The following is a 21,354-nucleotide window of genomic DNA, read 5'->3' as shown; positions in this document are numbered from 1 at the left end:
CGGCCGGCCGGGCCCGCGAGGCCGGGCGGTCCGTCCCGGCGCGGCGGGGTGCGGTGGTAGCCGTCGGCGGGGCGCTGCTCGTCGACCTCGCCCTGTGGGCGGCGCTGCCCGGGGTCTTCGCGGAGCTGCCGACCGGGTTCTGGGTCATGGCCGTGCTCGCCCTCGCGGTCGACGCGCGGCCCTACGTGGTCGCCGATCGGCGGGCCAGTTCGGTGATTCTGCCATCGATCTGCTTCACCTTCGGCATCGTGTTCGCCTGGGGATTCGTGCCCGCCGTCGCGGTGCAGCTCGCCGCCGTGGCCGTCGCCTGCGTGCGGATGCGGCAGCCCGCCCGGCGCGCCCTGCACCTCGCGCTGCAGCACGCCGTCGCGCTGGCCGCCACCGCCGTCGTCGCCGCGTTCGCCGGGCTGAGCTTCGGCGCCGAGCCGCGCTGGGACGACGCGCTGCTCACCGTCGCCGCGGCCGCCGTGTGGATCCTCGCCCGCTACGGGATCGACGCCGTCATCGCGCGCTGGTCCGCCGCCGGGCGCCGCCGGCGGCGGGTGCAGCGCTGGGGGCCGGAGCTGTTCGCCACCTCCGCCCTGCTGCTGCTCGGGCCCGTCGTGCTCGCCGCCGCCCAGGTCGGGCTGGTGCTGGTTCCGCTCGTCCTGCTCGCGCTGCACGCCGTGCACCGCATGGTGCGCTCCACCGGGGACTACGAGCGGGCCTCCCGGGTGGACGCGCTGACCGGGCTGCCCAACCGGCGCGCGCTGCAGACCTCGGTGGTGGAGTGGGGAGCGGGCCGCGGATCGCAGCGCCACGATTGGCGGCCGGCGCTGTTCCTGCTCGACCTCGACCGGTTCCGCACCGTCAACGACGCGCTCGGGCACAACACCGGCGACCGGCTGCTGGTCGAGGTCGCCCGGCGGCTCGCCGCGGCCGTGCCCGATCATGATCTCGTCGTGCGGCTCGGCGGCGACGAGTTCGCGGTGCTCGCCAAGCGGGTCGACGGGCCGGCCGCGGCCCGGCGGCTCGCCGGCCACCTGGCCGAGGCGTTCGTCCGGCCGTTCGCGCTCGACGGCCTGCTCATCGACGTCAGCGCCTCCATCGGCATCGCCGTGGCGCCGGAACACGACGGCGACGGCGCCGCGCTGCTCCGGCAGGCCGAGGCCGCCATGTACGACGCCAAGGAGCGCGGTGACCAGGTCGCCGTCTACGCCCGGGACGCCGTCCAGCACCCGCCCGACCTGACCCTGCTCGCCGACCTGCGCCGGGCCGTGCAGGCCGAGCCCGGCACGGACCCGGCCGCCGACGGGATCACGCTCTACTACCAGCCGCAAATCGCCATCGCGACCGGCGAGATCGTCGGCGTCGAGGCGCTGCTGCGCTGGCGGCATCCGGTGCGGGGCATGGTCGGCCCCGAGGAACTGCTCCGCGTCGCCGAGCAGACGCCGGTCATGCGGCTGCTCACCAGCCGGGTGCTGCGCGAGGTGATCGCCCAGCTGGCGGCCTGGCGCGCCGCCGGGCAGGCGCTGCGGGCCTCGGTCAACGTCAGCGTGCGGGATCTGCACGCGGTGGACATCGCCGAGGAGATCGGCGGGCTGCTGCACCGCTACGCCGTGCCGGCGGACCTGTTGCAGCTCGAGATCACCGAGAGCGCGCTGATGGCGGACCCGCACCGGGTGCTGAACACGATCACCAGGCTGGACCGCATGGGCGTGGCCATCTCCCTCGACGACTTCGGCACCGGCTACTCGTCGCTGCAGCACCTGCGCCGGCTGCCGCTCTCCGAGGTGAAGGTCGACCGCTCGTTCGTGCTCGGCATGGCGACCGACCGCGGCGACGCCGCCATCGTGCGCTCGGTGACGGCCCTGGCCGACTCGCTCGGCCTGCGCGTGGTCGCCGAGGGCGTCGAGGACGAACGGACCTGGCGGATGCTGGCCTCGGTGGGCTGTCACGCCGCGCAGGGCTGGTTCCATGCCCGGCCGATGCCGGCGCCGGACCTCGCGGAGTGGCTGACCCGCTACCGGCCCCTGCGCCCCGGCCGGGAACCCGGTGCGGTGGCGGTTCCGGCGCCGTGAGCGACCCCCGGACCCGCCTCGGCGGCGACCGGACGGCGACGTCATCCACGGACCAGGGTGCCGCCCGCCGTCGTGCCCGCCCCGGGAAATAGACTCCTCAGGTCAGCGACATCCACCACCAAGGGGGCACGATGGCCGCCATCTCCCGCGAAGAGGTCGCGCATCTGGCGCGCCTGTCGCGGCTCGCCGTGACCGAGCAGGAGCTTGACCAGTTCGCCGGTCAGCTCGACGTCATCCTGCAGTCGGTCGCCCGGATCGGTGATGTGGCCGCCGACGACATCCCGCCCACCTCGCACTCCGTGCCGCTGACCAACGTTTACCGCGACGACGTCGTGCAGCCGTGCCTCACGCAGGAGGCGGCGCTCTCCGGCGCGCCCGACTCCGCCGAGGGCCGGTTCCGCGTGCCGCGCATCCTGGATGAGGAGGAATGAGCGCCGTGACCGACGTCACCAGGATGACCGCCGCTCAGGTCGCCGGACTGATCAGCAGCGGGGAGGCGTCCGCCGTCGAGGTGGCCACCGCGCACCTCGACCGGATCGCCGCCGTCGACGACCGCGTCCACGCGTTCCTGCACGTCGACCGGGAGGGCGCCCTCGCGGCCGCCCGCAAGGTCGACGAGCGGCGCAGCAGGGGCGAGTCGGCCGGGCCGCTCGCGGGCGTGCCGGTCGCGGTCAAGGACGTGATCGCCACCAAGGGCGTGCCGACCACGGCCGCCTCGAAGATCCTCGAGGGCTGGAAGCCGCCCTACGACGCCACCGTCGTCGAGCGGCTGCGGACCGCCGGCACGGTCATGCTCGGCAAGACCAACATGGACGAGTTCGCCATGGGGTCCTCGACCGAATACTCCGCCTACGGGCCCACCAACAACCCGTGGGACCTCGGGCGCATCCCCGGCGGCTCCGGCGGCGGCAGCGCCGCCTCCGTGGCCGCCTACGAGGCGCCGCTCGCCATCGGCACCGACACCGGCGGCTCCATCCGGCAGCCCGGCGCCGTCACCGGCACGGTCGGCGCCAAGCCGACCTACGGCGGCACCTCCCGCTACGGCCTCATCGCCTTCTCGTCCTCGCTGGACACCCCCGGGCCGTGCGCGCGGACCGTCGAGGACGCGGCCCTGCTCCACTCGGTCATCGCCGGCCACGACGTGCGTGACTCGACCTCCATCCCGCAGCCGGTCCCCGACGTCGTGGCGGCCGCGCGGCTGGGCGCGACCGGCGACCTGACCGGGGTGAAGCTCGGCATCGTCAAGGAGTTCGTCGGCGAGGGCGCCGAGCCCGGCGTCATGGCGGCCTTCCGCGAGTCCGTCGAGGCGCTCGTCAAGCTCGGTGCCGAGGTCGTCGAGGTGTCCTGCCCCCACTTCGAATACGCCCTCCCGGCCTATTACCTCATCGCGCCGAGCGAGGCGTCCTCCAACCTGGCCCGCTTCGACGGCGTGCGCTACGGCCTGCGCGTCGGCGACGACGGCAACCGGTCGCTCGAGGAGGTCATGTCGCTGACCCGCGACGCCGGCTTCGGCCCCGAGGTCAAGCGCCGCATCATCCTCGGCACCTACGCGCTCTCCAGCGGCTACTACGACGCGTATTACGGCCAGGCGCAGAAGGTCCGCACGCTCATCACGCGGGACTTCACCACCGCCTTCGAACGGGTCGACGCGCTCATCTCGCCGACCACGCCGTTCGTGGCGTTCCCGTTCGGGTCGCGCACGTCGGATCCCTACCAGATGTACCTCGCCGACCTCTACACGATCCCGACCAACCTCTACGGCGGCCCCGCGATCTCCGTGCCGTGCGGGCTGTCCGAGGGACTGCCGGTCGGCTTCCAGGTGATGGCGCCGACGATGGCCGACGACCGGATGTACCGGGTCGCGGCCGCCCTGGAGTCCGCGGTCGGCACGTTCACCCCGCCGGAGCTCTGATCTGCGACGCCGGGCCGGTTCGCCGGCCCGGCGTCGATACCCGCGCCACAGCCGGCCGTGTGAGCTGGTGAGGCGGCGGCGACCGCGCCGAAACGGATCCTGACGCAGACGGGCCGGCGCCGCACACTAGTCTTGATGGGTTCGGTCCGGATGCCGCGCAACCTGGAGTTCATCGCATGAGTACGACCGCGCTGCCCTCGTACGAGGACGCGATCGCCCGTTACGAGCCGGTCATCGGCCTTGAGACGCACGTCGAGCTCGGCACGCAGACCAAGATGTTCTGCGGCTGCCCGACCGTCTTCGGCGCGGAGCCCAACACCCAGGTCTGCCCGGTCTGTCTCGGGCTGCCCGGCGCGCTGCCGGTCTCCAACCGCGCCGCCATCGAGGCCACCATCCGCATCGGCCTCGCGCTGAACTGCGACATCGCCTCCTGGTGCCGGATGGCCCGGAAGAACTACTTCTACCCGGACATGCCGAAGAACTTCCAGACCAGCCAGTATGACGAGCCGCTCTGCGTGGACGGCTACGTCGACGTCGAGATCGACGGCGAGACCGTGCGGATCGAGATCGAGCGCGTCCACCTCGAGGAGGACACCGGCAAGTCGCTGCACGTCGGCGGCGCCACCGGGCGCATCCACGGCGCGACCGAGTCGCTCGTGGACTACAACCGGGCCGGCATTCCGCTTGTCGAGATCGTCACCAAGCCGGTGCCGGGCATCGGCGCCAGGGCGCCCGAGGTGGCCAAGGCCTACGTGACGGAGCTGCGCGACATCATCCGCTCGCTGAACGTCTCGGACGTGCGGATGGAGCAGGGCTCGATGCGCTGCGACGTGAACACCTCGCTGAACCTGCCGGGCGAGGAGTGGGGCACCCGCACCGAGACCAAGAACGTCAACTCGCTGCGCTCGGTCGAGCGCGCGGTCCGCTCGGAGATCATCCGCCAGGCGATGCTGCTCAACGACGGCATCCGCATCTTCCAGGAGACGCGGCACTTCCAGGAGACCACCGGCGACACCCGCCCGGGCCGCTCCAAGGAGACCGCGACCGACTACCGCTACTTCCCCGAGCCCGACCTGGTGCCGATGGCGCCGGACCCGGCCTGGGTCGCGGAGCTGAAGGCGGCGCTGCCCGAGCTGCCGAGCGTCAAGCGCGCCCGGCTCGCCGAGGAGTGGGGCATCTCCGCGATCGACATGCAGTCGGTGGTCAACGCCGGCGCGATCGAGCTCATCGAGGAGACCATCGCGGCGGGCACCAGCGCGGCCGGCGCCCGCAAGTGGTGGATGGGCGAGCTCGCCCGCCGCGCCAACGAGGCCGGCGTCGAGCTGGCCGAGGTCGGCGCGACCCCGGCGCAGGTGGCGCAGCTGCAGGGCCTGGTCGACGCGGGCAAGCTCAACGACAAGCTCGCCCGCCAGGTGCTCGAGGGCGTGGTGGCCGGCGAGGGTGACCCCGCCGCCGTCATCGCCGCCCGTGGCCTCGGCGTCGTCTCCGACACGGGCGCGCTCACCGCGGCGGTCGATGCGGCCATCGCGGAGAACCCGGACATCGCCGCCAAGATCCGCGACGGCAAGCTCGCCGCGGCGGGCGCGCTGGTCGGCGCGGTCATGAAGACCACCCGTGGCCAGGCGGACGCCAAGACGGTCCGCGACCTGATCCTGTCCCGCCTCGGCGCCGCCTGACCCGGAGCGTCAGCGGCTGGGTCGCGGGCTGCTCGGCCTGATGCCCGGGGTCACGCCGTTGAACACCGACGGGTTCGTGGTCGGCTCCGTCTCGGTGCCGATCACGTTGCGCTGCATGGTCACGTTCTGCTCGCCCGTGCCGCCGAGCTGGATGTCGTCGTAGGCCTTCAGCGACTGGTGCTCGTCGAAGTAGAGCACCGACATCATGAGCGGCGTCGGCTCGTCGTCCTCGAGCCCGCGCAGGCCCGCGCCGCCGGTCGACCCCTGCACCATCAGCCGGGTCTCCATCGGCGCCGGCGGGAGTGACGAGGACGGCGCCGGCGTCGGCGCGGCCGAGGCCTCGGGCGACGGTGCGGGCAGCATCCGGACCTCGCGCTTGTGCAGGTGCCCGGCCAGCACGAGCGGCACCACCCCGGACAGCGGTGGCGCCATGGCCGGGTCGTGCACCATCGCCAGGCCCACCGGCGTCTTCGACTCGCGGATCGTCGTGGCCAGCCGCTCGCCGCTGGTCAGCATCGGGGAAAAGCCGGGATCGTCCGCGTTCCCCGGCGGGTTCTCGCTCTTGTCCGGGGTGAACTCCGGGTCGCCGATGCCCGCGATCGTCAGGCCGGCGACGGTGACGATCGAGTTGTCCAGCACCTTCGCGTTCTTCTGCCGGGCGACCGCGGCCTGGATGGCGAGCGAGTCGTGGTTGCCCCGCACGTAGATGTACGGCACCCCGAGCTGCCCGATCGAGCTGACGTAAGACGTCTCGGCGCCGCTGCCCCAGTCGACGATGTCGCCCGTGTCCACCACGGCGTCGATGTCCCACTGCTTGACGACCGTGCTGATCACGCCCCACGAGGCCGGGTTCAGGTGCAGGTCGGAGACGTGCAGCAGGCGGGTCGTGTTGCCGGACGAGTCGAAGACCGGCAGCGTCGAGACGGTGGTGTAGATGCGGCTGACGTTGCTGACGAGCTGCTGCAGCTGGTCGGCGTAGCGGCCGTAGTTGTCGGCGATGCGCCGCGCGTCACCGACCACCGCGGGCGCGTTGACGAGCAGGCCCTCGTAGCGGGGCTCGCTGATCGAGTCCGGCCGGATCGTGCCCGCGGCCAGCGCCAGGCTGCCACCGGTCACCACCAGCGCCAGGATGCCCGCGGCCGCCACCCGGCGGATGTTGCGGAAGATGAGCGCCGAGAGGATCAGCGCGCAGACGATCGCCGCGCCCATCGCGCGCAGCCCGAGCTGCAGCACGCCCTTGGTCACGTCGTCGACCGCCGACTGGCCCGCCGCGCTGATCGCCGTGGGATCGTCGATCAGCGCCTCGGTGCGTTCCTGGTCCAGCGCGCCCAGGTCGACCTTGAGATGGATGGGGCCGTCGTGGCTGTCGAGGTGCAGCGAGCCCAGCGGTGGGATGTCGACCTCGGTGCCGCCCTTGAGCGACGGGCTGATCGACATGTCCGCGCGGAACGGGCCGACGGCTATCTCGGACTGCGCGAACAGCATCGTGCCGACGAAGACCCCGAGGAGGCTCACGGCCAGCACGGCGGCCCAGATGCGAAGGCGATGGGCCCACGGGAGCACCCAGATCCGGCGCGCCGTGGCAACCGCCGCAGAGATCTTCTCGTTCATGGTCTACGGCTCACCTGCCCCCCGTGTGCCGGTTGCTGGACGGTTACCCCGTTAACTCCGGCCGGCACCGCCGTCCGAGAACACCAATCGGATGATCCTGTCGTCGTCCGGGCCCGGCTCGCCGCCCTCCTCCTGGTTGGAGGTGGCGACCCAGAGCGAGCCGTCCGGCGCGGTGATCAGGCCGCGGAGGCGTCCGTACTCGCCGGCGAGCAGCTCCTGGGGCCGGCCGAGCAGGGTGCCGTTGCCCGTGACGTCGACCATCCACAGCCGCTGGCCCTGCAGGCACGCCGTCGCGATCATGCTCTCCAGCACCGCGACGCCGGAGCAGTAGGAGTCCTCGATCGGCCAGGTGACCAGGGGATCGGTGAACTTCGGGTTGGTGGCGTCACCGTCGGCCTTGGGCCAGCCGTAGTTCTTTCCCTTCTGAATCACGTTCAGCTCGCCGTTGATCTTCTGGCCGGACTCGCTCGCGTACATCTTCTTGGCCGAGTCCCAGGCTATGCCCTGCACGTTGCGGTGACCGGACGACCAGACAGGTGAGCCCTTGACGGGGTTGCCCGGTGCCGGCTTGCCGGCGGTCGTGATCCGCAGGATCTTGCCGCCCAGGTTCTTCGGGTTCTGCGCCTGGCTGCCGGCGGCGGTGCCGTCGCCGGTGGTGACGTAGAGCAGGCCGTCCGGGCCGAACGCGAGCTGGCCGCCGTTGTCGTTGCTCGAGCGGGGGATGCCGGTGAGGATCGGCTGCGGCTTGCCCTTGAGCTTGAGCTTCGCGACCCGGTTGTCCTTGGCGGTCGAGTAGTAGACGAAGACGGTCGCGTCCTGCGCGTATTTCGGGGAGACGGCGATGCCGAGCAGGCCGCCGTCGCCGCCGGGCTCGGGCTCGGAGAGGCGCTGCACCTCGACGACCTTGAGACCCTCGGCGTCGGAATCGGGGCCGACCCGCAGGATCCGGGCGGTGTCGCGCTCGGTGACCAGCGCGGCCCCGTCGGGCAGGAACGCCATGCCCCACGGCACCTCGAGGCCCTTGGCCAGCACGGTGGCGGCCGCGGCGCGCTCCTCGCTGCTGTCCTGGCCGGTCGACAGCGACGGGGCCGGCAGGTTCGGCGGCTCGCCGGCGACGTCGGGCTCGGGCGGGCCGAAGCTGCACGCGGCGGTCAGGGCCAGCACGGCGGCCAGGGTCAGGGCACCCATAGTCACGGCACCCGTGCGGACCCCGGGACTGCGCTCGATCACACCGACCTCCTCGTTTTCCCGGTCCAGGGTAGCCGTGTGCGCCGGCACGTCCGGAACGCGTCGATCTTCGACCGGGCGCGCCGGCCCCGGCGCGGCTAGTTTGGGACGGGTGCGGGTGTGGATAGCTCATGAGGTGGGTCGCGGGCTGCTCGGCGAGCTGCCGCCCGGCCTCACCGTCGAGGTCTGCGACGACGCGGCGACCCTGCCGTCCGATCCCGCGGGCGTCCGGTTCTGGGTGCCGCCCTTCACCTCGCGGGTGCGTGCGTCCGGCCTGCTGCCGAAGCTGACCGGCCTCGAGGTGGTCCAGTTGCTCTCCGCCGGCGCGGACAACTGGGTCGATCACGTGCCGCCCGGCGTCGAGCTCTGCGACGCGCGCGGGGTGCACGACGCCTCGGTCTCCGAGTGGGTCCTCGGCGCCGCGATCGGCTCGCTGCGCGGGTTCCCGGCCTTCGCCCGGGCGCAGCAGCGGCGCGAGTGGGCGCCGGGCGGGCTGCGGCCGGCGCCCGAGCTGACCGGCAGGCGGGTGCTGATCGTCGGGGCCGGCTCGATCGGCCGGGCGATCGAGGAGCGGATGGCCCCGTTCGGCGTGACGGTCACCCGGGTCGCCCGCACGGCCCGCCCCGAGCGGGACGTGCACGCCGTCGACGAGCTTGGCTCGCTGCTGCCGTACGCGGAGGTGGTGGTCGTGGTCGTGCCGTTGACGGATCGGACCCGGGGCCTGGTCGACGCGGCGTTCCTGGCCGCGCTGCCCGACGGCGCGCTGCTGGTGAACGCGGCGCGCGGGCCGGTGGTGGACACCGCGGCGCTGGTCGCCGAGCTCGGCTCCGGGCGCATCTCCGCGGCGCTGGACGTCACCGACCCGGAGCCGCTGCCCGCCGACCACCCGCTCTGGCGGCTGCCCAACGCGTTCATCACGCCGCACATCGGCGGCGCCGTGTCGGGCCTGCTGCCGCGCGCCTACGGCCTGGTGGGCGACCAGCTACGCCGGTTCGCCGCCGGTGAGCCGCTCGTCAACCGGGTCGTCGACGGTTACTGAGCCGTCGGCGTCGTCCAGCCGGCGCCCGCTGGCGGCGATCACGGCCGGCAGGTTGGCCGGGGTGACCCCGGTCAGCCGGATCACCTTGCCGTCCGTGAGCAGCGCCGAGACCCGCCGGCGGTCGTCCGCGGCCAGCTCGGCCACCCGGGACCACGGTATGTCCGTGGTGCCGAAGAGCGCCCGGATCCGCAGGCCCTCGGCGTCGACGTCGGTGCCGGCCCGCAGGGCCCAGACCAGGACCGCGAGCGGGATCAGCAGAATCGGGGCCAGCTGCCAGCGGGCACCCGCGAACGGAAGGGTGCCGACCAACGCGATCAGCGCGGCGACGATGAGGGCGCCGGACTTGCGGACGCGTAGGACGGGCTTTCGGCTCACATTTCTCATCCTCGCACCCGCCGAGTGCGGCGTTGCTGTCGGACCTGCCGCGCATACTGCTTGCCATGACCGAGCTACTCGCCATCGGCACCAAGAAAGGCCTCTTCCTGGCCATCAGCGACGACGACCGGCAGAGCTGGAAGGTCGGCTCCGCCCACTTCCCCGGGCAATCGATCTACGCTGTCGCGATCGACACCCGCGGCACCGCTCCCCGGCTGCTGGCCGGCCTGGAGAGCTCCCATTTCGGCCCGAGCGTCGCGATCAGCGACGATCTCGGCGAGACCTGGCAGGAGCCGGACGAGGCCCCGCTCGCCTTCCCGGCGGACACCGGCGCGGCGGTCGAGCGCGTCTGGCAGATCGCCCCGGCCGGCGGCGACGTCGTCTACGCCGGCGTGCAGCCCTCGGCGCTCTTCCGCTCGGAGGACGGCGGCCGCACCTTCGCGCTGGTCCGCGCGCTGTGGGAGCACCCGCACCGGCCCGAGTGGGGCGCCGGCTTCGGCGGCCAGGCCATTCACACGATTCTCCCGCACCCCGGCGACCCGCAGCGGCTGCTCGTCGCGATGTCGACCGGCGGCGTCTACCGGACCTTCGACGGCGGCGCCTCCTGGGCGCCCTCCAACGAGGGCATCAAGGCCTACTTCCTGCCCGACCCGTGGCCCGAGTTCGGCCAGTGCGTGCACAAGGTCGCCCGCGACGGCGCCGACCCGGACCGCTTCTACGCGCAGAACCATCACGGCGTCTACCGCTCGGTGGACGGCGGCGGCACCTGGCAGACCATTGCGGACACCCTGCCCGCCGACTTCGGCTTCCCGATCGTCGCGCATCCCCGGCGCGGCGGCACGATCTGGAGCTTCCCGCTGGTCAGCGACGGGCAGCGCGAGCCGGTCGATCAGCACTGCCGGGTCTTCCGGTCGACCGACGCGGGCGACACCTGGCACCCCCAGCAGGCGGGCCTGCCGGCCGAGCCGTTCCATGTCGGCGTGCTGCGCGACGCGCTGTGCGCAGACGACGCGGAGCCGGTCGGGGTCTATTTCGGCACCCGGTCGGGCGAGGTGTTCGCCAGCCGCGACGAGGGGGAGACCTGGTCGTCCGTGTCGGCACACCTGAGCGACGTGCTCTGCGTGCGGGCGGCGACCTTCTGATGCCGACTCTGCTGGTCCCGGGTGTGCTGCGGGCGGAGGCGGGCGGCTCGTCGCGGCTCGAGGTGACGGCGCTGGGCTCGCTCGGCGCGGTGCTGGACGAGGTGCGCGACCGGTGGCCGCGCCTCGAGCGCCGGATCCGCGACGAGAGCGGGACGCTGCGCCGCTATGTGAACGTCTATGTGGACGGGGAGGACTGCCGCCGTTCCGGCGGCCTGGCGACGGCGGTCCCGGCGGCCGCGGAGATCCAGGTCATCCCCTCGGTGGCCGGCGGCTGAGCGCCGGCGCGCCCGCGCCGGCCGACTCAACGGATCTTTCACCGGGATTGCCGTTTGACAGTCCATAGCCGACGATCGGAACGTGCGAGGGCCAACCCTCGCACGTAACCTGTCCGGGGGATCGCTCGTTACCCGATTTGGGTGCGGTAGCCCTTCTTCCGTCCGCCGCAGCCTGACCCCCCACCCCTCGAAGACACGCAGAGGATCGCGCCCCCCGTGGCAGTGCAGTTCCCAGCGCGTACCGACACCCGGCGCCACCGGGTGGCGTATCTGGTCGCGCCGGTCGCCGGGGCGCTGGTGCTGATCGCCGCCGTGGCCGGCCTCCTTCCCGCCCGCGCCGGCCTGGCGGCCGGGGTCGGCGGCGTCGCGCTCTGGGCCACCGCGCTGCTGGTCAACACGGCGCTGGCGATCCACCACCGGGACGGCACGTTCGCGGCCTGCCGGGGAGCGGGCTTCATCGGCATGGCCGCCCTCGCCACCGGCGCGACCACCGCCCTGATCTACGCCGATCCGCCGGGTCTCGGCGCCTGGCTCGCGGCCGGGGTCGGCGTGGTCGCCACGCTGTTCGTCCTCGGCACGATGCTGCTGCCGGGCGCGGCCACCTCGCACGCCGTGCGCCTGCGCCGCGCCTTCGACGGCCTCGGCCTGGGCGTCGCGCTCGGCTTCGCCGCGTACCTGGTCCGCCCGCTGCGCGACACCACCCCCGGCCCGACGCTGGTCAGCACCTTGTGCGCGGCGACGGGCATCTCGATCGTCACCGTCATCGTGCTGCGGGCCCGCCTGCACCGGCCGGCGGCGCTGCGCTGCGGCGCCGGCGCGATCGTCGTCCTCGCCGCGCTGTCCACGATGGCCGACCTGGCGCTGTCGGGCTTCGACGACCGGATCGTCGCGCTGCTCGGGCTGCCGATCGTCGCGGGCCTCGGGCTCGTGGTCGAGGGCGGGTCCCGGCGCCACCAGCCGGAGTCGCTCGCCCCCCGCGAGCAGGATCTCTATCTCTCCGGTTATCCGCTGCTGGCGGTGCCCGCCGGGATCGGCGTGCTGGCCGCGCTCTACCACCTCATCGCCGTCGGCTCGTTCAACCAGGTCGCGATCATCCTGGGCATCACCATGGTCGCCGTCCTGACGATGCGCGAGCTGCTGGTGGTCAGCGACATCCGGCGATACACCGGCCAGCTCCGCACCAAGGAGGCGCACTTCCGCTCGCTGGTCGCCGGTGCCACCGATCTCACCCTGGTGCTGGACGACAAGCTGACGGTCCGCTGGCAGTCCCCGGCGGCGGCCCGGCTCTTCGGGCTCGCGGACTCGGAGGTCGTCGGCCGCACGTTCATCGAGCTCATCCACCCGGAGGACGCCGTGAGCGCCCGGGCGAGCATCGAGGCGCTGATCGCCGGCGAGCACGACGACGGTCCTCCCGCGCTGCTCGACGCGCGGCTGCGCGACGGCCACGGCGTCTGGCGCGACACCGAGTCCACGGTGGCCGACCAGCGGTCGGTGCCCGAGGTCGCCGCGCTGGTGGTGCACGTCCGCGACGTGGGCGAGCGGCGGCGCCTCGAGCGGACGCTGCACAAACTCTCATACACCGACCAGCTCACCGGGCTGGCGAACAGGCGGTCGCTGATGCGCGACCTGCTCGCGTACCGGCGGCGGGCCGGGCAGCAGGGCACGGTCCTGGTGATCGACCTGCACGGCCTCGCGGCGATCAACGACAGCAAGGGCCGGGAGACCGGCGACGCGGTGCTGATCGAGGTCGCCCGGCGGGTCCGCAGCCTGCTCGCCGACGAGGACGTCGCGGCCCGGCTCGGCGGTGACGAGTTCGCGGTGCTCACGGCGGACGGCGCGGTCCTGGCCTACGCGCTGGCCACCCGGATCGTGACGCTGCTGATGGAGCCCTACCGGCTGCCCGGCACGATCGTCGAGCTGCACACCAGCGTCGGCCTCGCGGAGCTGGCCGGCGGCGCCGACTCGGAGGAGGTCCTGCGCCACGCCGACCTGGCCCGCCGGCGCGCCCGCCAGCTCGGCCGGGACCGCGTCGAGTGGTATGACACCGACGTCGAGATCCAGCTGCACCGGCGGATGGATCTCGAACGCGAGCTGCCGGGCGTGGTCGAGCGCGGCGAGCTCGACCTGGTCTTCCAGCCGGTGGTCTCGCTGCGCGACGAGCAGCCGGTCGGGGTCGAGGCGCTGCTGCGCTGGCGCCACCCGAAGCTGGGCACGATCCTGCCGGCGGAGCTGCTGCCGATCGCCCGCGCGGTCGGCTGCACCGCCGAGCTGGGGGAGTGGGTGCTCGAGGCGGCCTGCCGGCACCTGGCCGGGTGGACCGGCGGCAACAACGAATACTGGCTCTCGGTCAACGTCGCGCCGCGCGAGCTGCTCACGGCCCGCTTCCCGGAACGGGTCGCGGAGATTCTGACCCGCCACGCGCTGGAGCCGGAACGCCTGGTCGTCGAGGTCCAGGAGACCTGGGTGGCCGAGGACGTGCCGGCGATCGTGGCGTCGCTCGCGGGCCTGCGGAAGCTGGGCGTCCGCGCGGCGCTTGACGACTTCGGCGCCGGCCAGGCGTCGCTGTCCCACCTGCGGCGCCTGCCGGTCGACATGCTCAAGCTCGATCAGTCGCTGGTCAACACGCCGGTGGAACCGCCGCCGGTGGGCCCGGCGGTGATCGACGTGGTGGTGAGCCTGGGCCGGCGGCTGGGGCTGGAGATAGTCGCCAAGGGGCTGGAGAGCGCGGAGCAGATCGAGCGCGCCCGGAGCGCGGGTTGTCTCTACGGCCAGGGGTTCGCCCTGGCCAGGCCGGCGCCGGCCGAGCGCATGGAGGCCTACCTGGACACCCACCGCCCCTGAACGGGCGTGGGGTCAGGACTCCCGGGGCGGTGCGGTGCTGCCGCGGGGCGTCAGGTGTGCAGTGCCCTCCTCGACGTCGTGCACCGGCTCGCCGGCGATCGCCGCCAGCAGCTGCCGGGCCGCGTGGGCGCCATATGCCGCGATGTCCCTGCTCAGCGCCGTCAGCGGCGGATGCACCAGCGAGCACAGCGGCGAGTCGTCCCAGGCAACGATCGACAGGTCGCCCGGCACCGACAGGCCCATCTCCTGCGCCACGGACAGGCCCGCGACGGCCATTACGTCGTTGTCGTAGATGATCGCCGTGGGGCGTTCCGCGTTGATCAGCAGGCGGCGGGTCGCCCGGCCGCCCTCCTCGCCGGTGTAGTCGGACGGGACGGTCACCGCCTCGCTGAGGCCCAGCGAGGCGCAGACCTCGGTGAACGCCCTGGTCCGGGTCTGGGTGTGCAGCAGGTCCGGCAGGCCGCCGACCCGGGCGATGCGCCGGTGCCCCAGCGCCATCAGGTAGCGGACCGCCTCGGTGATCGCGCCCGCGTCGTCGGACCAGAGCTGGGTCAGCTTGCCGGTGTCGCCCGGTCCGCCGATCACCACCGCCGGTAGCTGCAACTCGTTCAGCACCGGGATGCGGACGTCGTTCTCCCGCAGGTCGGTGACGAACACGCCGTCGACCCGGCGCTCGCCCCACCAGCGGCGGTAGACCTCGGTCTCGACCTGCGGGGTGGCCACGACCTGCAGGGTCAGCGCGTAGGACCGGGCGGCGAGCTCCTGCTCGAAGCCGCTGATCAGGCCCATGAAGAACGGCTCGATGCTCAGGATGCGGGCGGGCCGGCACAGCGTGAATCCGACCGCGCGGGCGGTGGCACCGGAGAGGGCGCGGGCCGCGCTGTTCGGGTTGAAGCCGATCTCCTGCGCGATGGCGACGATGCGCCGGCGGGTCGCCTCGGAGACGCCGGGCTGGCCGTTGAGCGCGTACGACACCGCTCCCTTGGACACGCCTGCCCGGCGCGCGATATCGGCGATCGTCGGCCGTTTCAACTCGGGGTGCCCCTCTCTGGAAAGCCGTCGGAAACGGCCGTTCTGCAGGGCCTGCCAGAACGCCGCTGGTGGAGCGCTCTCACGCTACCTCGCGCCGCTCTGGGCCCAGTCAGCACGGATGGCTTGATCGGTTAAGTGTTACAGACCACAGGCTGTCCCGGAACCCCGAGGTAGCCCGCAGACCGAAATAACCCGCTTTACGAGCGCTTACATCGGTTGAATACGCGGCGAGACATCAACATGAAACACGGTCTTGACAGGCCGTGAGGCGCGTCATACGGTCACGTCACTTATCCGGTTCAGTAAATTCTTTCGACAACTTTCCCCTTGGGTGGAGGAGTAATGGAACGGTTCGCCAAGCGGGGCGTGGCGCTCGTCGCCGCCGGCCTAGCCGGATCCCTGGTACTTGCCGGTTGCAGCGGAGAGAGCCTGGAGAGCGGCGGAAAGGCCGCCGAGGGCCAGACCACCTTGACGGTCAACTTCTGGGGCGACATGGGCCTCGACGCGCTCAAGGCGCAGTACGAAAAGGATCACCCGAACGTCAAGATCGTGCTCAACTCGGGCGAGTACAACGCCCAGCACGAGGACCTGCAGAAGAAGCTGGTCGCCGGCACCGGCGCGCCCGACATCTCCGCGGTCGACGAGGGCTTCATGGTCCAGTTCCGCGGCCAGGCCGACAAGTTCGTCAACCTGCTCGACAAGGGCGCGGGGACCTACGAGTCGAAGTACCTGCCCTGGAAGTGGCAGCAGTCGATGTCGCCGGACGGCAAGGCGCAGATCGGCCTCGGCACCGACGTCGGCGGCCTGGCCATGTGCTACCGCTCCGACCTGTTCAAGAAGGCGGGCCTGCCGACCGAGCGGGACGCGGTCTCCGCCCTCTGGAAGTCCTGGGACGAGTTCATCGCCGTCGGCCAGAAGTACACCAAGGCGACCGGCAAGAAGTTCGTCGACTCCGGCACCAACCTGTTCAACCCGGTGCTCGCCCAGCAGCCGCAGGGCTTCTACGACACCTCCGACCAGCTGCAGATGGAGGGCGGCCCCAAGGTCGCGTTCGACGTCAGCATGAAGGCGATCGACGCCGGCATCTCGGCCAACCTCGCCAGCTTCCAGCCGAACTGGGACCAGGGCTTCAAGAAGGACCAGTTCGCGGTCCTCGCCTGCCCGGCCTGGATGCTCGGTCACATCCAGGAGACCGCGCCCGACCAGAAGGGCAAGTGGGACATCGCCGCGATCCCCGGCGGCGGCGGCAACTGGGGTGGTTCCTGGTGGACCCTGCCCAAGCAGGGCAAGAACGTCGACGAGGCCTACAAGTTCGTCGAGTGGATGATTCAGCCGGCGCAGCAGATCGAGATCTTCAAGACGGTCGGCAACCTGCCGTCGCAGCCCGAGCTCTACAAGGACCCCGCGGTGCTGGACTACAAGAAGGAGTTCATGAGCAACGCGCCCACCGGCCAGATCTACGCCGCCACGGCCGCGGCTCTGAAGCCGCAGTACCTGGGCAAGAAGAACGGCCCGACCCGGGTCGCGGTCGAGAACGTGATCACCCGCGTGCAGCAGGGCTCGCTCAAGTCGTCCGCGGCTTGGCCCGAGGCGGTCAAGGCAGCCGAAAAGGCAGCCGCTTCCTAAAGCGAAACGACGGCGGGGCGGCTCACGTGGCCGCCCCGCTGCTCCCTGGAAGGAGTGGCCGTGTCCCTGACCCGCAGCGCGCCGCCGAGCTCAGCGACCGAGCCGGCGCCTAACCATCGCCGCCCGAAATCCGGGTACAAGAGTCGCAACTGGCTTCACCGCTTCGACAACAAGCGCGTCCCGTACCTGTTGATCTCCCCGTTCTTCATGCTCTTCGCCCTCTTCGGGCTGTTCCCGATCGTGTTCAACGGCGTCGTCGCGATGCGCAACTGGCGGCTCGACGATCCGACCCAGGACGGCTGGGCCGGCTTCGCCAACTTCGAGCGGCTGCTGCACGACGAGGACTTCTGGAACGCGCTGGTCAACACGTTCGGCATCTTCATCCTGTCGACCGTGCCGCAGCTGCTGATCGCGCTGATGGTCGCCAACCTGCTCAACCGCAGGCTGCGCGCGACCACGTGGTGGCGCGTCGGCGTGCTGCTGCCGTACGTGACGCCGGTGGCCGCGTCGACGCTGGTCTTCGCCGTCATCTACTCCCGGGACAACGGCATGGCCAACTGGCTGCTGTCGCTTGTCGGGTTCGGCGATGACGCGCCGCTGGACTGGCGCGCGTACAAGTGGAGCTCCTGGATCGCCATCGCCACGATGGTCAACTGGAAGTGGATCGGCTACAACGCGCTGCTCTACCTGTCGGCCATGCAATCCATCCCGAAGGACGTCTACGAGGCGGCGGCCGTCGACGGCGCCGGACCCTGGCGGCAGCTGTGGCGCATCACGGTACCGATGATCCAGCCTGTGGTGGTCTTCACCGTGGTCCTGTCGACCATCGGCGGCCTGCAGCTCTTCAACGAGCCGATGCTGTTCGAGGAGAATCCCGCGGCGGCGACCGGCGGCTCCGACGGTCAATGGCAGACCATCGCCCAGCTGATCTACAAGGTCGGCTGGAAGGACCTCAACCTCGGGTACGCGGCCGCGATGTCGTGGGCGCTGTTCCTCATCATCCTCATCGTCGCCGGCCTGAACGCCATGGCGACGAACCGCCTCGGAGGGGGACGTCGATGACCGCGACCGCAACCCGGCGCAGGCCGCGCCGCGCCGCCGAACTCGGCCGCGCGCCGCAGGACACCCGCGGCGACTGGCGCACCTACCTCGGCCTGACCGCCTTCCTCGCGCTGTCGGCCTTCCCGCTGTACTGGATGTTCGTCATCGCCACCAGCACCGACGAGGCGGTCTCGCAGATCCCGCCGTCGGTGGTGCCCGGCGGGGAGCTGGTGAACAACCTGCGCGAGGTCTTCACGATGCAGCAGGTCTACTTCGCCGCATCACTGATCAACAGCTTCATCGTCGCCGCGGTCGTGACCGCGTCGACGCTGTTCTTCTGCTCGATGGCCGGCTTCGCCTTCGCCAAGCTGCGCTTCCCCGGCCGCGACAAGCTGATGGTCGTCGTGATCCTGACGCTCACCGTGCCCAACCAGCTGGGCATCGTCGCGCTCTACATCCTGATGGGCAAGTTCGGCTGGAACGGCACCCTCATCTCCGTCATCGTGCCGACCCTGGTCAGCGCGTTCGGGGTGTTCTACATGCGCCAGTTCATCACGCACGCGGTGCCCGACGAACTGGTCGAGTCCGCGCGGATGGACGGCGCGCTGACCATGCGGGTGTACTGGAGCATCGTGCTGCCCGCGATCCGGCCCGCGCTGGCGGTGCTCGGCCTGCTCACGTTCGTGGCGACGTGGAACGAGTTCCAGTGGCCGCTGATCCAGCTCAACGGCACCCCGTTCCCCACGTCGATGGTGGCGCTCTCCGACCTCGCCAGCGGCAACTACGTCATCTACCGCCGGGTGCTCGCGGGCGCGTTCGCCGCCACCGTCCCGCTGCTGGTGCTGTTGTTGCTGGGCGGCCGGCAGATCGTGCGAGGGATCATGGAAGGCGCCGTCAAGTCCTGACCGCTCGCCAGTCCGCAAGGAGAAAAGTGAACTACCGGCCCCTGCACGATGGATGGGCGCTCACCGGCGGCGACGTGGACAGCGTCGCCGCCGCGGTGCCCGGCTGCGTGCACACCGACCTGCTCGCCGCAGGCCTGATCGACGACCCGTACCTGGACTCCAACGAGAAGGAGCTCGCCTGGATCGGGCGCACCGACTGGGTCTACGAGACCGTCTTCCAACACGACACGGACGGCGGCCGGGCCGATCTCGTCTGCGCCGGCCTCGACACCGTCGCCACGGTCCTGCTCAACGGCATCGAGGTGGGCCGCACCGCCAACATGCACCGCGGTTACCGCTTCGACGTCCGCGGCGTGCTGCGCGACGGCGAGAACCGGCTCAGGATCCACTTCGGATCCGCGTACGCCTACGCGGAGGCGCAGCGGGAACGGCTCGGCGCCCGGCCGAACGCCTACCCCGAGCCGTTCAACTTCATCCGCAAGATGGCCTGCAACTTCGGCTGGGACTGGGGCCCGACGCTGGTCACCGCCGGCATCTGGCAGCCCATCGGCCTGCACAGCTGGTCGGTCGCGCGGCTGGCCGAGGTGCGGCCGCAGGTGACGGTCGCGGACGGCGTCGGCACGGTCGAGGTGCGCGTGCGCCTCGAGCGGGAGAGCCCGGGGCCGGTCACCCTCGCCGCGACGGTCGCCGGCCTGCGCACCGAGGTGCGGACCGAGGGCGACGAGGCCGTGCTCACCCTCACCGTCGCGGATCCCCAGCTCTGGTGGCCCCGAGGGTACGGGGACCAGCCACGCTACGACCTCGACGTGACCCTGGCCGGCCCGGACGCCGAACCGCTGGACTCCTGGACCCGTAAGGTCGGCTTCCGATCGGTGCGCGTCGACACCACACCGGACGCCGCGGGCAGCGCGTTCACGCTTGTCGTCAACGACGTGCCGGTCTTCGTACGCGGGGTCAACTGGATCCCCGACGACGTCTTCACCAACCGGGTCACCCGGGAACGCCTCGCCGCCCGGTTCGACCAGGCCGTCGGGGCGAACGTCAACTACCTGCGGATCTGGGGCGGCGGCCGGTACGAGTCCGAGGACTTCTACGACCTGGCCGACTCGATGGGGCTGATGGTGGGGCAGGACTTCCCGTTCGCCTGCGCGGCGTACCCGGAGGAGGAGCCCTTCGCCACCGAGGTGGCGGCCGAGGCGCGCGAGAACGTGGTGCGGCTGTCGAGCCACCCCAGCCTGATGATGTGGACCGGCAACAACGAGAACATCTGGGGCCACGAGGACTGGGGCTGGATCGAGGAGCTCGGCGACCGGTCCTGGGGCGCCGGCTTCTACTTCGACCTGCTGCCGCGCATCGTCGCCGAGGAGGATCCGAGCCGGCCGTACTGGCCCGGCAGCCCGTACTCGGGCCGCGACGACCGGCACCCGAACGACCCGGCGTACGGGACGATGCACATCTGGGACGTCTGGAACACCGACGACTACCTCAAGTACCGGCAGTACCGGCCGAGGTTCGTCGCGGAGTTCGGCTACCAGGCGCCCCCGGCGTACGCCACCCTGCGCCGCGCGCTCTCCGACGAGCCGCTGGCGCACGACTCGCCGGGCATGCGCGCGCATCAGAAGGCGATCGACGGCGACCTCAAGCTGCAGCGCGGGCTCGACGCCCATCTGCCCGCGCCGCGCGACTTCGACGACTGGCACTTCCTGACCCAGCTCAACCAGGCGCGGGCGCTGTCGGCCGGCATCGAGCACTTCCGGTCGCTGCGGCCGTACTGCATGGGCGCGATCATGTGGCAGCTCAACGACTGCTGGCCGGTGACCTCCTGGGCGGCGATCGACGGCGACGGCCGCCGCAAGCCGCTCTGGTACGCCCTGCGCCGCTCCTATGCGCCGCGGCTGCTCACCGTGCAGCCCCGCGACGGCGTACCGACGCTGGTGGCGGTCAACGACTCGGCCGAGCCGTGGCCGCTGGCGGCGACCGTCTCCCGGCGTACCCTCGCGGGGGTCGTGGAGGCCCAGGTGGCGGTCGGTGCGACAGTCGAGCCGGGATCGGCCGTGGCCCTGCCGCTGCCCGCGGATGTCGGCGTGGCCGGGGATCCGCGGCAGGAGCTGCTGGTCGCGGCGGCCGACGGCCACCGGGCCTGGTGGTTCTTCGCCGAGGACAAGGACGTCGCCTGGCCGCAGGCCAAGTTCGACGCGACCTTCGAGGCGGTGGGTGCGGACGCCCGGGTGAAGATCACCGCGCACAGCATCCTGCGGGACCTGACGCTGCAGGCGGACCGGCTCGATCCGGCGGCCGAGGCGGACGAGTCCGGGGTGACGCTGCTCCCCGGCGAGCAGGCGACGTTCATCGTCCGCGGCGGCGCGGGCCTGGAACCGACGGCCCTGACCACCCGCCCGGTGCTGCGCTGCGTCAACGACCTGGTCTAGGCGGCCGGGGACCGGCCGGGCGGCCTCCCGGCCGGTCCCCGCCGCCCCCCCGCGGGGAGACCCGGGGGGGGGGGCCCCCGGCGCCCCACCGCGCGCGCCCGCGCGCGCCGGCGGCGGGGGTGTAACGGCCCCGTTAGGGGGGCCCCCCCCCCCCGCAGGCCCG

At 72.0% G+C, this 21,354-nt stretch carries 16 protein-coding genes; 12 read left to right on the top strand and 4 right to left on the bottom strand.

The window, feature by feature from the left end:
- The first annotated feature begins 53 nt into the window (after positions 1–53).
- The 4 genes from AB0F10_RS33010 (at position 54) to gatB (ending at position 5,648) form a co-directional block, all read left to right on the top strand.
- Entirely contained in the window at positions 54–2,060 is a 2,007-nt protein-coding gene (locus AB0F10_RS33010) for an EAL domain-containing protein (RefSeq protein ID WP_360634047.1), read from the top strand.
- Positions 2,061–2,191: 131 nt separating this feature from the next.
- Positions 2,192–2,491, top strand: a complete 300-nt coding sequence (gatC, locus tag AB0F10_RS33005) for an Asp-tRNA(Asn)/Glu-tRNA(Gln) amidotransferase subunit GatC (RefSeq protein ID WP_360634039.1) — start codon at positions 2,192–2,194, stop codon at positions 2,489–2,491.
- A 5-nt stretch (positions 2,492–2,496) separates the two neighbouring features.
- Positions 2,497–3,972, top strand: coding sequence for an Asp-tRNA(Asn)/Glu-tRNA(Gln) amidotransferase subunit GatA (gatA, locus tag AB0F10_RS33000; protein ID WP_360634045.1), 1,476 nt, complete (start codon positions 2,497–2,499; stop codon positions 3,970–3,972).
- 176 nt (positions 3,973–4,148) lie between these two features.
- On the top strand, positions 4,149–5,648 hold the full coding sequence (gene gatB / locus AB0F10_RS32995; RefSeq protein ID WP_360634036.1) for an Asp-tRNA(Asn)/Glu-tRNA(Gln) amidotransferase subunit GatB: 1,500 nt from the start codon (positions 4,149–4,151) through the stop codon (positions 5,646–5,648).
- A 9-nt stretch (positions 5,649–5,657) separates the two neighbouring features.
- Here the strand turns inward: gatB and AB0F10_RS32990 are convergent, their stop codons facing one another.
- On the bottom strand, positions 5,658–7,259 hold the full coding sequence (locus AB0F10_RS32990) for a metallophosphoesterase (protein WP_360634032.1): 1,602 nt from the start codon (positions 7,257–7,259) through the stop codon (positions 5,658–5,660).
- 51 nt (positions 7,260–7,310) lie between these two features.
- Positions 7,311–8,447: a PQQ-dependent sugar dehydrogenase gene (locus tag AB0F10_RS32985; protein WP_360634042.1), complete on the bottom strand. Its 1,137-nt coding sequence runs from the start codon at positions 8,445–8,447 to the stop codon at positions 7,311–7,313.
- 151 nt (positions 8,448–8,598) lie between these two features.
- On the opposite strand from AB0F10_RS32985, the gene AB0F10_RS32980 reads away from it, so the two are divergent.
- Complete coding sequence (locus AB0F10_RS32980; protein ID WP_360634029.1) at positions 8,599–9,525, top strand: 2-hydroxyacid dehydrogenase; 927 nt, start codon at positions 8,599–8,601, stop codon at positions 9,523–9,525.
- Here the strand turns inward: AB0F10_RS32980 and AB0F10_RS32975 are convergent.
- Positions 9,469–9,909, bottom strand: coding sequence for a PH domain-containing protein (locus AB0F10_RS32975; RefSeq protein WP_360634026.1), 441 nt, complete (start codon positions 9,907–9,909; stop codon positions 9,469–9,471). The genes AB0F10_RS32980 and AB0F10_RS32975 overlap by 57 nt on opposite strands.
- A 56-nt stretch (positions 9,910–9,965) precedes the next feature.
- Here AB0F10_RS32975 and AB0F10_RS32970 point away from each other — a divergent pair, with 56 nt between their 5' ends.
- From AB0F10_RS32970 to AB0F10_RS32960, 3 genes are all read left to right on the top strand, one after another.
- Positions 9,966–11,042: an exo-alpha-sialidase gene (locus AB0F10_RS32970; RefSeq protein WP_360634023.1), complete on the top strand. Its 1,077-nt coding sequence runs from the start codon at positions 9,966–9,968 to the stop codon at positions 11,040–11,042.
- Entirely contained in the window at positions 11,042–11,317 is a 276-nt protein-coding gene (locus AB0F10_RS32965; RefSeq protein WP_360634020.1) for a MoaD/ThiS family protein, read from the top strand. The genes AB0F10_RS32970 and AB0F10_RS32965 overlap by 1 nt, the downstream gene beginning before the upstream one ends.
- Before the next feature lie 216 nt (positions 11,318–11,533).
- Positions 11,534–14,158 (top strand): bifunctional diguanylate cyclase/phosphodiesterase, encoded by a 2,625-nt coding sequence (locus tag AB0F10_RS32960; protein ID WP_360634017.1) that lies wholly within the window; start codon positions 11,534–11,536, stop codon positions 14,156–14,158.
- Between the two features lie 12 nt (positions 14,159–14,170).
- Here the strand turns inward: AB0F10_RS32960 and AB0F10_RS32955 are convergent, their stop codons facing one another.
- The gene (locus AB0F10_RS32955; protein WP_360634014.1) at positions 14,171–15,190 is read right to left on the bottom strand and encodes a LacI family DNA-binding transcriptional regulator; all 1,020 of its coding nucleotides are present in this window, start codon (positions 15,188–15,190) and stop codon (positions 14,171–14,173) included.
- A 342-nt stretch (positions 15,191–15,532) separates the two neighbouring features.
- Between AB0F10_RS32955 and AB0F10_RS32950 the strand changes: the two genes are divergently transcribed.
- Genes AB0F10_RS32950 through AB0F10_RS32935 form a run of 4 tightly spaced genes read left to right on the top strand, consistent with a single transcriptional unit; the run spans position 15,533 to position 21,191 of the window.
- Entirely contained in the window at positions 15,533–16,816 is a 1,284-nt protein-coding gene (locus AB0F10_RS32950) for an ABC transporter substrate-binding protein (protein ID WP_360634011.1), read from the top strand.
- A 60-nt stretch (positions 16,817–16,876) separates the two neighbouring features.
- Positions 16,877–17,878, top strand: coding sequence for a sugar ABC transporter permease (locus tag AB0F10_RS32945; protein ID WP_360634008.1), 1,002 nt, complete (start codon positions 16,877–16,879; stop codon positions 17,876–17,878).
- Positions 17,875–18,762: a carbohydrate ABC transporter permease gene (locus AB0F10_RS32940; protein ID WP_360634005.1), complete on the top strand. Its 888-nt coding sequence runs from the start codon at positions 17,875–17,877 to the stop codon at positions 18,760–18,762. The genes AB0F10_RS32945 and AB0F10_RS32940 overlap by 4 nt, the downstream gene beginning before the upstream one ends.
- Before the next feature lie 26 nt (positions 18,763–18,788).
- Entirely contained in the window at positions 18,789–21,191 is a 2,403-nt protein-coding gene (locus tag AB0F10_RS32935) for a glycosyl hydrolase 2 galactose-binding domain-containing protein (protein WP_360634002.1), read from the top strand.
- The last annotated feature ends 163 nt before the right edge of the window (positions 21,192–21,354 follow it).

This window comes from Actinoplanes sp. NPDC026623 (genome assembly GCF_040638275.1).
Lineage (GTDB): Bacteria > Actinomycetota > Actinomycetes > Mycobacteriales > Micromonosporaceae > Actinoplanes.
This window is presented reverse-complemented; position numbering and strand designations above follow the sequence as displayed.

What these genes read in the sequence shown, in the direction of transcription:
- gatC (WP_360634039.1), top strand. Translation starts at nt 2,192, where the DNA reads ATGGCCGCCATCTCCCGCGAAGAGGTCGCGCATCTGGCGCGCCTGTCG.
- gatB (WP_360634036.1), top strand. Translation starts at nt 4,149, where the DNA reads ATGAGTACGACCGCGCTGCCCTCGTACGAGGACGCGATCGCCCGTTAC.
- AB0F10_RS32990 (WP_360634032.1), bottom strand. Translation starts at nt 7,259, where the DNA reads ATGAACGAGAAGATCTCTGCGGCGGTTGCCACGGCGCGCCGGATCTGG.
- AB0F10_RS32985 (WP_360634042.1), bottom strand. Translation starts at nt 8,447, where the DNA reads ATGGGTGCCCTGACCCTGGCCGCCGTGCTGGCCCTGACCGCCGCGTGC.
- AB0F10_RS32975 (WP_360634026.1), bottom strand. Translation starts at nt 9,909, where the DNA reads ATGAGAAATGTGAGCCGAAAGCCCGTCCTACGCGTCCGCAAGTCCGGC.
- AB0F10_RS32970 (WP_360634023.1), top strand. Translation starts at nt 9,966, where the DNA reads ATGACCGAGCTACTCGCCATCGGCACCAAGAAAGGCCTCTTCCTGGCC.
- AB0F10_RS32965 (WP_360634020.1), top strand. Translation starts at nt 11,042, where the DNA reads ATGCCGACTCTGCTGGTCCCGGGTGTGCTGCGGGCGGAGGCGGGCGGC.
- AB0F10_RS32950 (WP_360634011.1), top strand. Translation starts at nt 15,533, where the DNA reads ATGGAACGGTTCGCCAAGCGGGGCGTGGCGCTCGTCGCCGCCGGCCTA.
- AB0F10_RS32940 (WP_360634005.1), top strand. Translation starts at nt 17,875, where the DNA reads ATGACCGCGACCGCAACCCGGCGCAGGCCGCGCCGCGCCGCCGAACTC.